Source organism: Pseudomonas fluorescens (assembly GCF_902497855.1).
GTDB classification, from domain to species: Bacteria; Pseudomonadota; Gammaproteobacteria; order Pseudomonadales; family Pseudomonadaceae; genus Aquipseudomonas; species Aquipseudomonas fluorescens_BI.
This window is the reverse complement of sequence record NZ_CABVHU010000008.1, coordinates 149,636-166,785: the sequence shown is the minus strand read 5'-3', so window position 1 is coordinate 166,785 and position 17,150 is coordinate 149,636. Positions and strand designations below refer to the sequence as shown.

Annotated in this window: 15 protein-coding genes; 11 read left to right on the top strand and 4 right to left on the bottom strand. The window is 58.9% G+C overall.

Annotated elements, in window-relative coordinates:
• Positions 1-11: 11 nt before the first annotated feature.
• From F8N96_RS17600 to yaaA, 4 genes are all read right to left on the bottom strand, one after another.
• Positions 12-1,181 carry an alginate biosynthesis protein Alg44 gene (locus tag F8N96_RS17600; protein WP_150798863.1) on the bottom strand — a complete coding sequence of 390 codons (1,170 nt, stop codon included), beginning with the start codon at positions 1,179-1,181 and terminating at the stop codon, positions 12-14.
• Between the two features lie 35 nt (positions 1,182-1,216).
• Positions 1,217-2,698, bottom strand: a complete 1,482-nt coding sequence (gene alg8, locus F8N96_RS17595) for a mannuronan synthase (protein WP_412071813.1) — start codon at positions 2,696-2,698, stop codon at positions 1,217-1,219.
• Positions 2,699-2,985: 287 nt separating this feature from the next.
• Positions 2,986-4,302, bottom strand: coding sequence for a nucleotide sugar dehydrogenase (locus F8N96_RS17590; RefSeq protein ID WP_150798861.1), 1,317 nt, complete (start codon positions 4,300-4,302; stop codon positions 2,986-2,988).
• A gap of 824 nt (positions 4,303-5,126) precedes the next feature.
• Positions 5,127-5,906 carry a peroxide stress protein YaaA gene (yaaA, locus tag F8N96_RS17585; protein ID WP_150798860.1) on the bottom strand — a complete coding sequence of 260 codons (780 nt, stop codon included), beginning with the start codon at positions 5,904-5,906 and terminating at the stop codon, positions 5,127-5,129.
• A 243-nt stretch (positions 5,907-6,149) separates the two neighbouring features.
• Between yaaA and F8N96_RS17580 the strand changes: the two genes are divergently transcribed.
• From F8N96_RS17580 to cyoD, 11 genes are all read left to right on the top strand, one after another.
• Positions 6,150-7,274 (top strand): polysaccharide deacetylase family protein, encoded by a 1,125-nt coding sequence (locus F8N96_RS17580; protein WP_150798859.1) that lies wholly within the window; start codon positions 6,150-6,152, stop codon positions 7,272-7,274.
• A 351-nt stretch (positions 7,275-7,625) separates the two neighbouring features.
• Positions 7,626-9,020, top strand: coding sequence for a PhoH family protein (locus F8N96_RS17575; protein WP_150763875.1), 1,395 nt, complete (start codon positions 7,626-7,628; stop codon positions 9,018-9,020).
• Between the two features lie 232 nt (positions 9,021-9,252).
• On the top strand, positions 9,253-9,726 hold the full coding sequence (gene moaC, locus F8N96_RS17570) for a cyclic pyranopterin monophosphate synthase MoaC (protein ID WP_150798858.1): 474 nt from the start codon (positions 9,253-9,255) through the stop codon (positions 9,724-9,726).
• Positions 9,723-9,965 carry a molybdopterin converting factor subunit 1 gene (moaD, locus tag F8N96_RS17565; RefSeq protein WP_150798857.1) on the top strand — a complete coding sequence of 81 codons (243 nt, stop codon included), beginning with the start codon at positions 9,723-9,725 and terminating at the stop codon, positions 9,963-9,965. Before moaC ends, moaD begins: the two co-directional genes overlap by 4 nt.
• A gap of 3 nt (positions 9,966-9,968) precedes the next feature.
• The gene (gene moaE, locus F8N96_RS17560; RefSeq protein WP_150798856.1) at positions 9,969-10,421 is read left to right on the top strand and encodes a molybdopterin synthase catalytic subunit MoaE; all 453 of its coding nucleotides are present in this window, start codon (positions 9,969-9,971) and stop codon (positions 10,419-10,421) included.
• A gap of 302 nt (positions 10,422-10,723) precedes the next feature.
• The gene (locus F8N96_RS17555; RefSeq protein WP_150798855.1) at positions 10,724-11,500 is read left to right on the top strand and encodes an ABC transporter substrate-binding protein; all 777 of its coding nucleotides are present in this window, start codon (positions 10,724-10,726) and stop codon (positions 11,498-11,500) included.
• Positions 11,501-11,856: 356 nt separating this feature from the next.
• The gene (locus F8N96_RS17545) at positions 11,857-12,366 is read left to right on the top strand and encodes a disulfide bond formation protein B (RefSeq protein WP_150798854.1); all 510 of its coding nucleotides are present in this window, start codon (positions 11,857-11,859) and stop codon (positions 12,364-12,366) included.
• Between the two features lie 825 nt (positions 12,367-13,191).
• Entirely contained in the window at positions 13,192-14,139 is a 948-nt protein-coding gene (gene cyoA, locus F8N96_RS17535) for a ubiquinol oxidase subunit II (protein ID WP_150763869.1), read from the top strand.
• Positions 14,140-14,142: 3 nt separating this feature from the next.
• Positions 14,143-16,173 carry a cytochrome o ubiquinol oxidase subunit I gene (gene cyoB, locus F8N96_RS17530; protein ID WP_150798853.1) on the top strand — a complete coding sequence of 677 codons (2,031 nt, stop codon included), beginning with the start codon at positions 14,143-14,145 and terminating at the stop codon, positions 16,171-16,173.
• A gap of 3 nt (positions 16,174-16,176) precedes the next feature.
• On the top strand, positions 16,177-16,803 hold the full coding sequence (locus F8N96_RS17525; protein WP_064679616.1) for a cytochrome o ubiquinol oxidase subunit III: 627 nt from the start codon (positions 16,177-16,179) through the stop codon (positions 16,801-16,803).
• On the top strand, positions 16,804-17,139 hold the full coding sequence (gene cyoD / locus F8N96_RS17520) for a cytochrome o ubiquinol oxidase subunit IV (protein WP_064679615.1): 336 nt from the start codon (positions 16,804-16,806) through the stop codon (positions 17,137-17,139).
• Positions 17,140-17,150: the final 11 nt, after the last annotated feature.

Here is a 17,150-nt window from a genome sequence, read left to right as displayed (position 1 = left end):
ATGTCCTCTGTTTAAAGACCGGCGGCCATGGCTTTGTCGATCAGCCAGTTCAGGTTCGGACCACGGGTGCTGTTCACTTCAACCGGGCGACCGGCGAACTTGCTGTCCAGCGGCTCGTCAGGCTTGATCTGGACGCGGATGTCGGACGACAGGTCGGCGCTGTTCAGGCTGGTGCTGCTGACGATCTTGCCGCTGCGAACCTTGTCTTCGCCGGCGATCTGGAAGCTGACCGTGCTGCCTGGCAACACGTCGCCGAACTGGCGATAGGAGAAGCGCGCTTCAACGTTGGCTTCGCTGTTATGCGGCACCAGTTGGAAGATCACGTCACCCTTGCTGGCGTACTGACCGTCGGCAACCAGTTGCTGCGCCACGGTGCAATCGCATGGCGAGGTCAGGGTGCCGGTCATCTGCTTGCCGAACAGCTCTTCAACCTTGGCCGGCTGCAGCTGATTGTCGTCCAGGTGGCCCTTGAGCACGTCGAGCATGCTGGTGCTGAAGGTCGCCAGCGGGGCGCCTTTTGCAGCAACGCCGTCGTCTTTGATCAGGCTCTGCACGGTGCCGTCGCGCGGCATGGTGATGTTCATCGCCGGTACGCTGACCAGGCCGGCCTGGGCGTGGCTGACGAAGTACATGCCGTACACCGACTTGAAGATGAAACCGAAGGCCACCAGGCCGACGAGGAAAATCGCCAGGCTGAAGGTCACTGCGCGCAGACGGCCGAACGGGGTCATGCCGTGGCCGCCATCCTTGACCTTGCGCGCCTTGGTGAAGTTGTCGCGCTGCAGGGTCGCCAGCATCTCGCCGACGCTGACGATGTCGCCGGCCAGGTGCGAAGTGATCAGGTGGCGCAGGGTGGAAATGTCCCGCGGCTCCAGGTTCTGGAACTGGCAACCGGCGCGGCCGGTCTCGCGATCGAAGGAGCGTACTTGCAGCTCCACGTCCATGGCCAGGCCGAGGTTGTCGATGACGAACTGCAGGCGAGCCTTGTAAACCTCGCCGACCTTGAGTGGCAACTGACCGGCGTTGAAGGCCAGGCCGCCAGCGGAGAGGTCGATGACCCGGGCTTCAACCGGAGTCCGGTCAGGACCGAAGAAGCGCAGCTTGGCCGGGATTTTCACTCGGGCGTGTTGGCGCTGGGCTTCTGATTCATGCACTACGTTGGCGTTGACGGCGGTATTCATATAGACGTTTTCCTAGTTAATTCAGGCGAGTTCGGTCAGACCATCATCAGCAGCACGGCAACAAAAATGCTGCCGGCGGAGAAGGTCATGGTCCGAGACGACCAAGTGTTGAACCAACCTTGAAAGCTGGCGAGATCACGGGTCAGGGATGTGGGCTGGCGACTCCAGGACTGTCGGTCGAGGCGGAAGAACACGTAGATCTTCACCAGCGCGCCGACGATCTGGTTGTAATAGAGAATCGCCGGGTAGGCCGGGCCGATCGTGTGACCGGACAACGACAGCAGCACGGTCAGGATCAGGCGGGTAATGCCGATCCACAGCAGGTAAACCAGGATGAACGCGGCGCCGTACTTGAAGGTCGCGATGAGCGCGACGGTCAGGCCGAGCAGCGACGTCCACATCGACACACGCTGGTCGAACAGCACCACCGAGGTGAACAGGCCAAGACGTTTCATCCCCAGGCCCAGGGCGCGGGAGTTCTGGCGCAGGTTGTTGCCGTACCAGCGGAACATCAGTTTGCGGCTGGCCTTGATGAAGCTTTTTTCCGGCGGGTGTTCCACGGTGTGGATCGCGGCATCCGGCACGTAGAACGTGTCGTAGCCCAGGCGCATCAGGCTGAACCAGCTCGACTTGTCATCACCGGTGAGGAACTTGAAGCGACCCAGGCGCCAGTGTTGCAGCGAGTCGCTTTCGACGTCGGCGATGAAGTCCGGGTTGGTGACCACGGAGGCGCGGAATACCGACATCCGGCCGGTCATGGTCAGTACGCGCTTGGACAAGGCCATCGAGCACATGTTGATGTGGCGCTGGGCGAAGCGCAGTTTGTGCCATTCGCTCATGATGTAGCCGCCGCGCACTTCGCAGAACTCGTTTGTGGTCAGGCCGCCGACATTGCCGAACAGCTGGAACCACGGCACGGTCTTGAGCACGACGCCTTCGGCCAGCACGGTGTCGCCATCGATCACTGCAACCACGGCGCGGTCGTCCGGCAAGTGGCGGGAGATGGCGCGGAAACCGTAGGCCAGGCCGTCGCGCTTGCCGGTGCCGGGAATACGCACGAAGTCGAGCTTGACGCGATCCGGTGGGTTCATCCGCGACCACAGGCTTTTCACCAGCTTCTCATCGGACATTTCCACGATGGAGCAGACCATGGTGGTCGGCAGGCCGCAGTCGATCGCTTCGCGAATCACCGAGGCGTAGACCTGGGCGGTGGTCAGCGCGTCAATACGGAAACTGGTGACCATCAGGAACACATGGGACGGGTCTGCCGCTTTACCCAGCTTGCGCACTTTGCGCCGCAGGTGCGGATAGACCACGTACAGAAACAGCATGCCGCGCAGAAAGTGCGTGGCGCCCATCGAGTAGCGCCAGATACCGACGATACCGATCAGGAAGATAAAGTCCTTCGACTCGGAGTCGAACGTGGACGCAGGCAACGCCATGGCGATGCCCATCAATAAACTTAGGTAAAACAGCCAACCGGCGGCCTGAAGTAGGCCGTGCTTTAGCCTGTGCATAATCTGCATCCGTCTCGATCTCGGGCGAGCCTGTGGGGTGGCCCGATGGGGTTAAGGCAGGCATAAAAACCGTAGGAGCGAGGCTTGCCCGCGAAGGCTGCGTGCCTGACAGACCGCGTTGCCTGGTTCGCCGGCAAGCCTGGCTCCTACAGGAGCGAAGGCTGCGTGCCTGACAGACCGCGTTGCCTGGTTCGCCGGCAAGCCTGGCTCCTACAGGAGCGAAGGCGGCGTACCTGACACATCACCTCGTCTGGTTCGCCGGCAAGCCTGGCTCCTACGGGAAGGTGTTACCAGCAGATGCCTTCGGTGCGGCCAGCTACGCTGGTGGCCTGGGACATGAAGCCGACCAGGTCGATCACTTGTTTGCCGTGTGGAGCGTTCTGCGCCAGGGCGCGGAATTTCTCGTCACGGTTGCCAAGGATGATCACGTCGGAGTTGTTGATCACGTCGTCGAAATCGGCGTTGAGCAAGGACGAGACGTGAGGGATCTTCGACTCGATGTAATCCTTGTTCGCACCGTGGACACGGGCGTATTCGACGTTGGTGTCGTAGATGCTCAGGTCGTAGCCCTTGCCGATCAGCATTTCCGCCAGGTCAACCAGCGGGCTTTCGCGCAGGTCGTCGGTGCCGGCCTTGAAGCTCAGGCCCAGCAGGGCGACTTTGCGTTTGCCGTGGCTGGAGACGATGTCGAAGGCGTTTTGCACCTGGGACACGTTGCTGCGCATCAGCGAGTTGAGCAGCGGCGCTTCCACGTCCAGGGAACCGGCGCGGTAGGTCAGGGCTCGCACGTCTTTGGGCAGGCAAGAGCCGCCGAACGCGAAACCAGGGCGCATGTAGTACTGGGACAGGTTCAGCGTCTTGTCCTGGCAGACCACTTCCATCACTTCACGACCATCGACGCCGACAGCCTTGGCGATGTTGCCGATTTCGTTGGCGAAGGTCACCTTGGTGGCGTGCCACACGTTGCAGGTGTACTTGATCATCTCGGCAACGGCGATGTCCTTGCGGATGATCGGTGCGTCGAGTTCTTCGTACAGCGATTGCAGAACGTCGCCGGAAGCCTTGTCGAACTCGCCGATGACGGTCATCGGCGGCAGGTCGTAGTCGGCGATCGCGGTGCTTTCACGCAGGAACTCAGGGTTCACCGCGACACCGAAATCAACGCCGGCTTTCTTGCCGGAGCAATCTTCGAGGATCGGGATCACGACGTTGGCCACGGTACCCGGCAGCACGGTGCTGCGAACCACGATGGTGTGGCGGGTGGTCTTGTCACGCAGGACAAAACCGATCTCGCGGCACACGGCTTCGATGTAGTTCAGTTCCAGGTCGCCGTTCTTCTTGCTCGGCGTGCCGACGCAGATCATCGACAGGTCGGTGTCGCGAATCGCTTCGGCGAAGTTGGTCGTACCGCGCAGGCGGCCAGTCTCGATGCCCTTCTGCAGAAGTTCGCCCAGACCCGGTTCAACGATCGGCGATTTGCCGGCATTGATCATATCGATCTTGTCTTTGGCGACATCGACGCCAACGACGTCATGGCCCCGTGCAGACAGGCAACCGGCACATACTGCACCGACGTAACCCAAACCAAATATGCTGATGCGCATCGCATTTACCTCTCAGTTAATCAAGTCTGTTTCATCAAGCCATTACATGGCCGGAATTAATGGTGTTATGCGGTCGTAATGCACTCGCAAGTGCGGCCTTGCAGACGCCATAATGCAGCGCGCAGGCATAATAAGTTCCGAGTGTCTATATAAGTGCACTCAGGATGTGCGCAACTAGGCCTTGTTATTATGATTTGCCCTGTCTTGCAGCCGAGCTTCTCTGTGGAAGTCACGGGTGCAAGGGTCTTGCGCGCTCAATGCCAGGCAAAAAGCCCGTAAATCAAGCGGTTGGGTGCTCAGGCGAGCACGTTTATAGGGGCGCGGCCTTGGCCTGGCAGGGGATAGTGTTGATGCGTTATCTCCTGTCCTTCAGGTGTTGCCCAAATCAGGGATTAGTAGCGCAAGTTCATGTGACAACTTCGCTACGTGAACCACCTTCTCTGCGTAAGTTATCTCGTACATGCACCGTGAGAATCGTTACCGGTGGTATGAACTACGCATTTGGACATAGTTCCGGTCCGCTCATCGCGATTTCTGAAATTTCTTGAAATATTGGCAGAGATGGCACTGCTTTCATATTGATAGCAACGTCTGTTTCACCCTTGATACATAGGGTTATGAGCGCAATAGATAGGAATGTGCCACTACCGCCGAAAATTTTCGGTGCCACTACGGAAAAAAAACAGCGAAGTCGAGTGAAACTAAAGTTAGAGAATTGGGTGCTTGATTTTTGGCGCCAATAAAGCGGCGAATCAGGTGGGGATTGTTCGACGATCAGACGTCGGCGCATGACGGATCATAAGTGTCGTGCGCCGACCGGGTGACTACTCTGGCGCGTGATCGCGCAGAAAGACCAGATTGTCCGCCGAGGACTGCTCGGCGCTGTAACGATAGCCCTGCACGTCGAACTGTTTGAGGGCAGCCGGGTCGTTGACCCGCTCTTCAATAACGAACCGACTCATCATGCCCCGGGCTTTTTTGGCGTAGAAGCTGATGATCTTGTACTGGCCGTTCTTCAGGTCCTTGAACTCGGTATTGATGATGCGCGCGTTCAGGGCGTTGCGCTTGACCGCCGAGAAGTACTCGTTGGAGGCCAGGTTCAGCAGCACGTCGTCGCCTTGATCGGCCAGGGCTTCGTTCAACCATTCGCTGATCCGCGTCCCCCAGAAGGCATACAGGTCCTTGCCGCGGGCGTTGGCCAGTTTGGTACCCATCTCCAGACGATACGGCTGCATCAGGTCCAGTGGACGCAACAGGCCATAGAGCCCGGACAACATGCGCAAGTGCTGCTGGGCGTAATCGAAGTCGGCTTCGCTGAAGGTTTGCGCATTCAGCCCGGTGTACACGTCGCCCTTGAACGCCAGCAGCGCCTGTTTGGCGTTGGCGGGGGTAAAGGCCGGGGTCCAGCTACCGAAACGCGCGGCGTTGAGCCCGCCTATCTTGTCGGAGACATGCATCAACTCGCTGATCTGCACCGGGCTCAGGTCGCGCAATTGCAGGATCAGCTCCTGGGAATGGTCGAGGTATTGCGGCTGGGTGAAGCGCTGGGTGGCCGGCGGTGTTTCGTAGTCGAGGGTCTTGGCGGGGGAAATCACCATCAGCATGAAGTCGTCTCCTTTAATCGTGGGGGCGATTCTAGGGGGTTGTCTGCGTTGACTCCAGCTATGGGTGTGATAGGTGATCGGTGGCTATCCGCAAAACTCGTAGGAGCGAGGCTTGCCCGCGAAGGCGGCACATCCTGCATCAATCTGCCTGATACAGCGCTTTCGCGGGCAAGCCTCGCTCCTACAGGAATCATGGCAGCATCAGCTATAGTGCCGCGCGGGTTTTGTTATGGAGACATCCCATTGCGCATCGCTTTTCTATTCGCGGCCTGGCTCTTGAGCTTCGGTGCCCTGGCGGCACCGAGCGAGGTGGCGACGCTCGAGCGCAGTACCTGGCCCGAACCGCTCAATAACCCGACCCTGTTCGACGTTGCCTCACGCGCTGAAATTCTGATGTTCGCCCATGTCCTGCTGGCCAGCGAATCCCTGGACGAACCGGGCCTGGCCCAGCGCCTGGGCTTGCGCACGATCAATCTGGAGTCGGTCAACCACCTGCGCCAGCGCCTGTGGCAGCGTTTGCTGAGCAACTACACCTTCGCCCAGCGAAGCTGCGATCAGGATGCCTCCTTCTGTTTCCTGGTCGAGGACATGGACACCTTGCGCCAGCAGGCGGCCAAGTTCCAGGTCAGTGACGACAGCTACTACATCCAGTGGGCAGAGCCGAGTCGGCTGTTCCATGCCCGGTACCTGGACGAGCAATTGCGCAAGGCCGCACTGTTTCCACACACCAGCAGCGAAGTCGAACGTTTTGGCGAGCATGAGCGCAACGGCGCCACGATGAATGACCGGCTGTTCCTGCTGACCTTCGACAGCGCCGCCAATGCCGCACCGGACAACACCGCCTGGGTGGCCGACTACCTGCGCAAGTCGAACATGACCGGCACCTTCTTCGTCCTCGGCAAGGACATCCAGGCGCGCCTGGCCGAACGCTCGGTCGCCAGCCTGCAAGCAATTTATTCAACGCAATGCATCGGCGTGCAAGGCTGGGAGTTCCGTTCCCACAGCCACTGGCAGGACTGGCAGGACTCGGTTCGACGTAGCGTCGAACTGGTCAAAGGCAAGCTGCCGGAGAATTACGTGCCGCTGTTTCGCCCGCCTGACGGTCAGCGTCGTGCGGACGCCGAAAGTTTCTTCAAGGCGCAGGGCCTGCAAGTGGCGCTGTGGGACATCGATGCCCAGGATGGCGCCGGCAAGCTCAAGCCCGACCAGAGCGCGCAACGGGTGTTGACCCTGATGCTGTTGTGGCGCCACGGCGTGATCAACTTCAATGTGAAGCAGGATAGGGTGAAAACGGCGATGCCCTGGCTCGTCACGCAAACGGCGCAAAGCGGGATCGGTTGGGAGGACTGTCAGGACGGGTTTCGCTGAAAATGGCCAAAGGCCGTAAACATTGGGCGAGGGGCGATTTCGGGGGAGAATTCGGTGCAGGCGGACTTCCGACTTTAACGGCACATTGCCTGCACGCCAAGGGCTATTCGTCACTCTGAAAAATAAACTTCAAAAAAGCGTCAAAGTACTTTTTCCTGTCACAGGTTTTGGAGTATTACGAAGACAGACCGCCGAAACCTGCAACACAGGTGGCGTCTTCCAAGACCCCTATGTGTGCAGTTCACTTGCATCCGCTCGTTGTCAGGTCGGGCGGGGTGAATTCGGTGGCCACTTCGAGGCGCAGCACTGTCACGGTATTGCGTCGACTGGCTCTCACAAAGGTGACCGAGTATGGATGATCACGGACGTAGTTTTTCCTCCAACCAGCCAATCCTTTATGTACTCGATACCAACGTATTGATCCACGATCCAAACGCCCTGCTTAACTTCGAAGAACACCACGTCGCCATCCCCATGACCGTGCTTGAGGAGCTGGACAAGCTCAAGAGCGGGCATCACAGCGTGGCCGCGGAATGCCGCCAGGCCATTCGGCTGATCGACAAGACCCTGGGCGACGCCAGCCCTGAAGACGTCGAGCTTGGCGTGCCGATCCAGCGTGGCAAAAGCGGGCCCAAGGGTTTGCTGTCGATCCTGATGAGCAAGCGTGCGGAACCGAACATCATTCTGCCCGAACACCTGAACGACAACATCATCATCAACCAGTTGATCGACCTGCACGCGCGCGAGCCCAAGCTGCCGGTGGTGCTGGTCACCAAAGACATCAACATGCGGCTCAAGGCCCGGGCGTGCGGGATCGCGGCCGAGGACTACAGCACCGACCAATTGGTTGACGACGTCTCGCTGCTGCCCAATGGTTATCACAACATGGACGGCTCCTTCTGGGACCGCGTGAAGAATGTCGAAACCCGTCAGGACCACGGTCGCACCTGGCACCAGGTGCAGCTGATCGACAACCTGCCGGCGGTGCACATCAATGAATTCATCATTGACGAACAGGGTTTTGTCGGCTGGATCAAGGAGATCGAGGAAGACCGGCTGCTGATTCTCGACCTGCACCAGGAACCCCTGTTGCACCAGGAAGCCTGGGGCCTGAAACCCCGTGACATCTACCAGAGCCTGGCGCTGTACGCCTTGCTCGATCCGGATATCCACCTGGTCAACCTGTCCGGCGCCGCCGGTTCGGGTAAAACCATCCTGGCCCTGGCGGCGGCGATCGAGCAGACCATGGTCAGCAAGCGCTACCGGCGGATCATCGCGACCCGTAGCGTGCAGGGCCTGGACCAGGAGATCGGCTTCCTGCCCGGCACCGAAGCGGAAAAAATGGAGCCCTGGCTGGGCGCCATCACCGACAACCTCGAAGCCTTGCACATGGATGACGAAAGCACCCATGGCAGCGTCGACTACATCCTCAGCAAAGTGCCGCTGCAGTTCAAATCCCTCAACTACATACGGGGTCGCAGTTTCCAACAGAGCCTGATCCTGATCGATGAATGCCAGAACCTCACGCCGCACCAGATGAAAACCATCATCACCCGTGCCGGCGCCGGTTCCAAAGTGGTGTGCCTGGGCAACCTGGCGCAGATCGATACCCCTTACCTGTCCGCGACCAGCTCCGGGCTGACGTACCTGACCGAGCGCTTCAAAGATTTCCCGAATGGTGTGCACATCACCCTGCAAGGGGTGCCGCGTTCGATTCTGGCCGAATACGCCGAATCGCATCTGTAACAGCCTTACAAGAACCGGGCGGCCCCAAAGCCGCCCGGTTTTTTATATCCGACACATAACCTGTAGGAGCGAGGCTTGCCCGCGAAGAGCGATAACGCGGTGTGCCTGATAGACCGCATTGTTCCGTTCGCGGGCAAGCCTCGCTCCTACAGGGGTTCGACGCTGAATAATCAAGCGTGCGAAAATCTGACCCACAGGTTTACAATCGAGGCTCCTGATCAGGAGTAACCCCGTGCTGACTCATCTCGATTCCCAAGGTCGCGCCAACATGGTCGACGTCACCGAAAAAGCCGTGACGTTCCGCGAAGCGACGGCCCAGGCGCTGGTGCGCATGCTGCCCGAAACCCTGCAAATGATTGTCAGCGGCGGTCATCCCAAGGGGGATGTGTTTGCCGTGGCACGCATCGCCGGCATTCAGGCGGCGAAGAAAACCAGCGATCTGATTCCCCTGTGCCATCCGCTGCTGCTCACCGGCGTCAAGGTCGAGCTCAGTGCCGAAGGCGACGATACCGTGCGCATCGTCGCGCGCTGCAAGCTGTCCGGGCAGACCGGCGTCGAAATGGAAGCCCTGACCGCCGCCAGCGTCGCGGCTCTGACCATCTATGACATGTGCAAGGCCGTGGACCGCGGCATGACCGTCGAAAGCGTGCGGCTGCTGGAGAAACTCGGCGGCAAGAGCGGCCATTTCCAGGCGGACCAGCCATGAACCTCACCGTGAAGTTTTTTGCCCGTTACCGGGAAGCGCTCGGCGTCGACTCGGTGAAGGTTGAGGGGGATTTCGCGACCGTCGATGACGTGCGCGCATTGCTGGCCCAACGCGAAGGCGCCGAGGTACTGAGCGAGCAGAACCTGATGTGTGCCCGCAACGAAGACCTGTGCCAACTTGACGAGCCGGTGAGCGATGGCGACGAAGTGGCGTTTTTCCCGACTGTGACCGGAGGCTGAGCCATGGCGATTCGCGTGCAGTCCACGGCGTTCGATCCGGGTGCCGAAGTCAACGCCATGCATGCCGCCAATGTTGGCGTCGGTGCAGTGGTGAGTTTTGTCGGCTACGTGCGCGACTTCAATGATGGGCTGGATGTCGCCGGGATGTTCCTTGAACACTATCCAGGCATGACCGAAAAAGCCCTCGGCAAGATCGCCACGGAAGCCGAGCAGCGCTGGCCGTTGCTCAAGCTGGAAGTGCTGCATCGAATAGGCGCCCTGGAACCGGGCGAACCGATCGTGTTCGTCGGCGCCGCCAGCGCCCACCGCCAGGCGGCGTTCGACGCCTGCGCCTTTGTCATGGACTACCTGAAAACCCGTGCGCCGTTCTGGAAAAAAGAGAACACCCGTGACGGGGCGCGTTGGGTGGAAGGGCGTGACAGTGATCATGCGGCGGCGGATCGCTGGAAGCAGTAAGTTCTGCTGTGTCCGCAGGTACGCCTTCGCCGGCAAGCCAGCTCCTACAGGTTTTGTGTCAATTGCATGAAAGGTGCACGACACAAAACCTGTAGGAGCTGGCTTGCCAGCGAAGAGGCCATCCGCTACACCCAAAATCTCCCGGACCCACCTCTCGACCACCGGCCGACCCATCTCATTCGCCCCGGATTGACGACCAATACATAAAAGTCCAGTATGGATTTATAAGTACAAAAAAGCCTTCCCTGTTTCAGCTCTTCTTCTGTCTTGCCAAACCAATAACAACCCGCGAGAGAACGAACATGAAGAAATTCCCCCTCATCACCGGTCTGGCCCTGAGCCTGTTGGCGTGCAGCACCCTGTTCGCCGCCGAGAAGACCCTGCGCATCGGCATCGAGGCGGCCTACCCGCCGTTCGCCTCGAAAAGCTCGGACGGCAAGATCGTCGGTTTCGACTACGACATCGGCAATGCCCTGTGCGCGCAGATGCAGGTCAAGTGCCAGTGGGTCGAAGGTGAGTTCGATGGCCTGATCCCTTCCCTGAAGGTGAAGAAAATCGACATGGCGCTGTCGTCCATGACCATCAACGAAGACCGCAAGAAGTCGGTGGATTTCACCCACAAGTACTACTTCACTTCATCGCGCCTGGTGATGAAGGAAGGCGCGGTGGTGGATGACCAGTACGCCAGCCTCAAGGGCAAGACAATCGGAGTGCAACGTGCCACCACTACTGATCGTTATGCCACCGAGGTGTTTGAACCCAAGGGTATTAACGTCAAGCGTTACAGCAACAACGAAGAGATCTACATGGACCTGGCGGCCGGTCGCCTCGATGCGATTTTTGCCGACACCATCCCGCTGAATGACTTTCTGATGATGCCCCGTGGCCAGGGCTATGCGTTTGTCGGGCCGGAGCTCAAGGACCCGAAATACGTGGGGGAGGGCGCCGGGATTGCGGTGCGCAAGGGCAACAGCGAGCTGGTGACCCAACTGAACAGCGCCATCGCCGGCATCCGAGCCAGCGGCGAATACCAGAAAATTTCCGAGAAGTATTTCAAGTCCGATATCTACGGCGACTGATCGGACGCGCCAAGTCGGTGAACGACGCGGATTCCGTGTAGGAGCCGGCTTGCTGGCGAAGACGGCGGCACAGTCAATAGAGTTGGCGACTGACAGACCGCTTTCGCTGGCAAGCCAGCTCCTACAGGGGTTCTGCGGTGCTCACATAGCCCATGGAAAATGCGTGAGCCGGCTCCCGGCGGTGTTCCGACGATGACGCCATCGGCCTGGTCAAAATTCAACCCGATCGCTGAAATTTAATCCCTGCTTAACCGGCCTGTCGTCTATTCCCCGATATCCACCCGTGCGCGCCAGGCTCTCAAAGGTCCGGGTCAGCGTGTAGACTTTGGGCAATCGATATTCAGAAGGGAAACGCAATGAGCGAGGAAACAATGCGGTTGGGTCGTGAACGGCGCTACCTGGTGTTACTGGGCGTCATCTGCCTGGCGTTGATCGGCGGCGCGCTGTACATGCAAATCGTCCTGGGCGAGGCGCCTTGCCCGCTGTGCATCCTGCAGCGCTACGCCTTGCTGCTGATTGCGGTCTTCGCTTTCATCGGCGCGGCCATGCGCAGCCGCCGTAGCATCACGGTGTTCGAAACCCTGGTGGTGATCTGCGCCCTGGCCGGCGTCGGGGTGGCCGGGCATCACGTCTACACCCAGTTCTACCCGACCGTCAGCTGCGGCATCGATGTGCTGCAACCGATTGTCGACGGTTTGCCGCTGGCGAAGATCTTTCCGCTGGGCTTCCAGGTCGACGGCTTCTGCTCGACGCCGTATCCGCCGATTCTCGGTCTGTCCCTCGCCCAATGGGCGCTGGTAGCCTTTGTGCTGGTGGTCATCCTGGTGCCGCTGCTCACTTCGCGTAATCGCAGAGCGCTGCGCTGACCCCATCCCGCGCCTCCCGTGTAAAGCAAAAAACGCCCCGGTCCTCGTTGAGAGCACCGGGGCGTTTTGCATGGCAGGGGGCGGGTAAAAAGACCTTGATGCGCGACAAGTCGGGGGGCGACACATGTGCGACACGTTGTCACAGCGCGAGTGTCGCAGGGCATTTCCAAGCCGTGAATTCGCGCCAGTCTACGCAACAAAAAGCGGCTTTATCAATGGTGGGTGGCCTCGCCCCTGAAACGCCCCAACAGGCAGTTTTAACAGGGCTTGGCGAATGGCCGGAGCCCTTGTCACGTAGGGGCTTGGGCCGGGTCGAACGAGGGCTTGGAGCCTTCGATACTGTCTGAACTGAGCGAGGTAGACCTACTATTTTTGTTGTTTTTGTTGAGAATTAATTTCGATAACATGCCGGACTTTTGCGAAATTCGTGATTGATTGTTGCTGAAATGGATAAAAATTATTTCGGGATGAGACATGGTTTATGAATCGCTACGTCACTACAATCGCCCGCACTGAATTCCCGGCACTGCTCACCCTTACACAGGTGCACGAGCAGGAATAGGGCGTCGAGAGGCCGGATGGCTTCATGCGACTCCCAGGTGTCGGTGCCTTCCACTATCCGCACCAAATGGAATTGGTCTGTAACAAGGCCTTTGACCACGAATTCGAATAAGAACTCACCGCTGTCCCGGGATTTGTCGAACAGCGTCTGACGCGCGACGGGCAGCCCTTATTCAATCAAAGAAAAATGCCAACCCTTGGCAGGGTGAAGTGTTGGCGATCAAAACCCAACTGCATTGCGCAAGCTGCTTTAGAGGTCGTGAGATGAGTAAAAACAGGTACCCAAGACTACTAGGCATAGTGCCGCTGCTCGGCACACTGTTGCTGGGAGGCTGCAACATGACCTTGCTCAATCCCACGGGCCAGGTCGGCCTGGAGCAGCGAAACCTGATCATCACCGCGACGCTGCTGATGCTGTTGGTCGTGATCCCGGTCATCGTCATGACCTTCCTGTTCGCCTGGAAATACCGCGCGTCCAACACCAACGCGACCTACACCCCGAAATGGAACCACTCCACCAAGATTGAAATCGCGGTGTGGACCGTTCCGATCCTGATCATCATCGCCCTGGGTTACGTCACCTACGTGTCGACCCACGAACTTGACCCGTACCGTCCGCTGGAATCCGACGTCAAGCCGATCACCATCGAAGTGGTCTCGCTGGACTGGAAGTGGGTGTTCATCTATCCGGAACAGGGCATCGCCACGGTCAACAAGATCGTGTTCCCGACCAATACACCGGTCAACTTCAAGGTGACGTCGGACTCGGTGATGAACTCGTTCTTCATCCCGGGCCTGGGCGGCCAGATCTACGCGATGGCCGGCATGCAGACCAAGTTGCACCTGATTGCCAACCGTGACGCTGAAATGGAAGGCATCTCCGCCAACTACAGCGGCGCAGGTTTCACCGGCATGAAATTCAAAGCGATCTCAACCTCTCAGGAAAATTTCGACGCCTGGGTAAGCGAAGTCAAAAAGGCACCTAAACAGCTGGAATCAGCTGAATACGAAGCCCTTACCAAACCAAGCCAGAACAACCCAGTCGAGCTCTACTCCTCGGTCACGCCGAACCTGTTCCAGATCATCGTCGACAAGTACGAAGGCATGAAACCGGGCAAGCCGATGCACCACGAGAAGAAAGAGAAGGAAGTGGCGCACAACATGGAAGGGATGGACATGAGTTCGCATTCAGCTGCCGGGGCAGAGGAGTAAACGATGTTTGGTAAATTAAGTTGGGAAGCGGTCCCGTTCCACGAACCGATCGTGATGATAACCATCGCCATGATCGCGCTCGGTGGTCTGGCGCTGTTCGCTGCAATCACCTACTTCAAGAAGTGGACCTACCTGTGGACCGAGTGGCTGACGTCGGTCGACCACAAGAAAATCGGCGTGATGTACATCATCGTCGCCATGGTCATGCTGCTGCGCGGTTTTGCCGACGCCATCATGATGCGTACCCAGTTGGCCATGGCCACCGAGGGTTCGCCTGGCTACCTGCCGCCTGAACACTATGACCAGATCTTCACCGCCCACGGTGTGATCATGATCATCTTCATGGCGATGCCATTCTTCACCGGCCTGATGAACCTGGCAGTGCCGCTGCAGATCGGCGCCCGTGACGTGGCTTACCCGTTCCTGAACTCCCTGAGCTTCTGGCTGCTGGTGTCGGGCGTGGTGCTGATCAACCTGTCCCTGGGCGTTGGCGAATTCGCCAAGACCGGTTGGGTTGCCTATCCGCCGCTGTCGGGCCTGCAATACAGTCCGGGCGTGGGGATGGATTACTACATCTGGGCGCTACAGCTTTCAGGGCTGGGGACAACGCTGACGGGGGTCAACTTCCTGGCCACCGTGCTGAAAATGCGTACCCCGGGCATGAAGCTGATGGACATGCCGATCTTCACCTGGACCTGCACCTGGGCCAACGTCCTGATCGTGGCTTCGTTCCCGATCCTGACCGCTACCCTGGCATTGCTGACGCTTGACCGTTACATGGATTTCCACATTTTCACCAATGAACTTGGTGGCAATCCGATGATGTACGTCAACCTGTTCTGGGCCTGGGGTCACCCCGAGGTGTACATCCTGATCCTGCCGGCGTTCGGCATTTTCTCGGAAGTCATCTCGACCTTCACCGGCAAGAAACTGTTCGGCCACCACTCGATGGTCTACGCATCGGGCGCGATCTCGATCCTGGGCTTCATGGTCTGGCTGCACCACTTCTTCACCATGGGCTCGGGTGCCAGCGTCAACGCCTTCTTCGGCCTGGCGACGATGCTGATTTCGATCCCGACGGGGGTGAAGCTATTCAACTGGCTGTTCACCATCTACCAGGGCCGTCTGCGTTTCACCAGCCAAGTGCTGTGGACCCTGGGCTTCATGGTGACCTTCGCCATCGGCGGCATGACCGGCGTACTGCTGGCCATCCCGGGTGCCGACTTCGTTCTGCACAACAGCCTGTTCGTGATCGCGCACTTCCACAACGTGATCATCGGCGGCGCGGTATTCGGCTACATCGCAGGCTTCGCGTTCTACTTCCCGAAAGCGTTCGGCTTCAAGCTGCACGAAGGTTGGGGCAAGGCCGCATTCTGGTTCTGGATCACCGGCTTCTTCGTCGCGTTCATGCCGCTCTACGTCCTGGGCTTCATGGGCATGACCCGTCGCCTGAACGCTACTACCAACCCTGAGTGGGTGCCGTACCTGTACGTCGCCATGTTCGGTGCGGTGATGATCGCCGTCGGTATCGCCTGCCAGCTGATCCAGCTCTACGTCAGCGTGCGTGACCGCAACAAGCCAGAGAACATGTGCGAACACGGCGACCCGTGGAATGCCCATACCCTGGAATGGTCGACCTCGTCGCCACCTCCGTTCTACAACTTTGCCGTGCTGCCAAAAGCCGACGTCATCGACCCGTTCACCGAAGCCAAGGAAGACGGCACCGCGTACAAGGCTCCGGCCAGGTACGAGCCGATCCACATGCCCAACAACACCGCGACCGGTGTGGTCATGGGCGCGCTGTTGACCGTGTTCGGTTTCGCGATGATCTGGCACATCTGGTGGCTGGCGATCGTGGGTCTGGTCGGCACCGTGGTGTATTTCACTATCCATGCCGCCCGTGACGATCAGGGCTACATGGTGCCGGTGGATGTCATCGAGCGCATCGAAGCCGAGCAGCACAAACGTCTGGTAGCGGCCGGGAAAATCCCAGCCAACGCCACCCGTGTTGAAACCTCGTTGGAACAGGCTTAAACCATGTCGAACTTAGTGACCAATGCTGGACACACCCATGTCGATGGACATGGGCACGATGACCATCACCACGACTCGGGCGAGATGACCGTATTCGGTTTCTGGCTCTACCTGATGACCGACTGCATCCTGTTTGCATCGATCTTCGCGGTGTACGCGGTACTGGTTAACAACGTAGCGGGCGGCCCATCGGGCGCCGACATCTTCGAGCTGCCATACGTGCTGGGCGAAACCGCTCTGCTGTTGTTCAGTTCGATCACCTACGGCTTCGCCATGCTGGCGCTGTTCAAGGGTAACAAGAAGGGCGTGCTGACCTGGTTGGGCATGACCTTCCTGCTGGGCGCCGGCTTTATCGCCATGGAGATCAACGAGTTCCACCTGCTGATCTCCGAGGGCTTCGGCCCTAGCCGCTCAGGCTTCCTGTCCGGGTTCTTCACCCTGGTCGGCACCCACGGTCTGCACGTGACCAGCGGTCTGATCTGGATGGCGATCATGATGTACCAGGTGCAGAAAAACGGCCTGACGGCGACCAACAAGACCCGTCTGAGCTGCCTGAGCCTGTTCTGGCACTTCCTGGACGTGGTGTGGATCTGCGTATTCACCGTTGTTTATCTGATGGGGACTATGTAAATGGCTAACGCTCATGCCCACGATACCCACGATGCGAACCATGGCAGCGTCAAGTCCTACGCCATCGGTTTCATCCTGTCGGTGATCCTGACCGTCATTCCTTTTGGCCTGGTGATGTACCCGTCGCTGCCGAAAGCCATGACCCTGTGGATCGTCCTGATCTTTGCAGTGATCCAGGTGCTGGTGCACCTGGTGTACTTCCTCCACCTGGACCGCTCCGCCGCCCAGCGTAACAACGTGATCGCGTTTGTTTTCGCCGCACTGGTAATCGTCCTGTTGGTAGGCCTGTCGCTGTGGATCATGTTCAGCATCCACACCAACATGATGGCGCACTGAGGTAAGTCCGG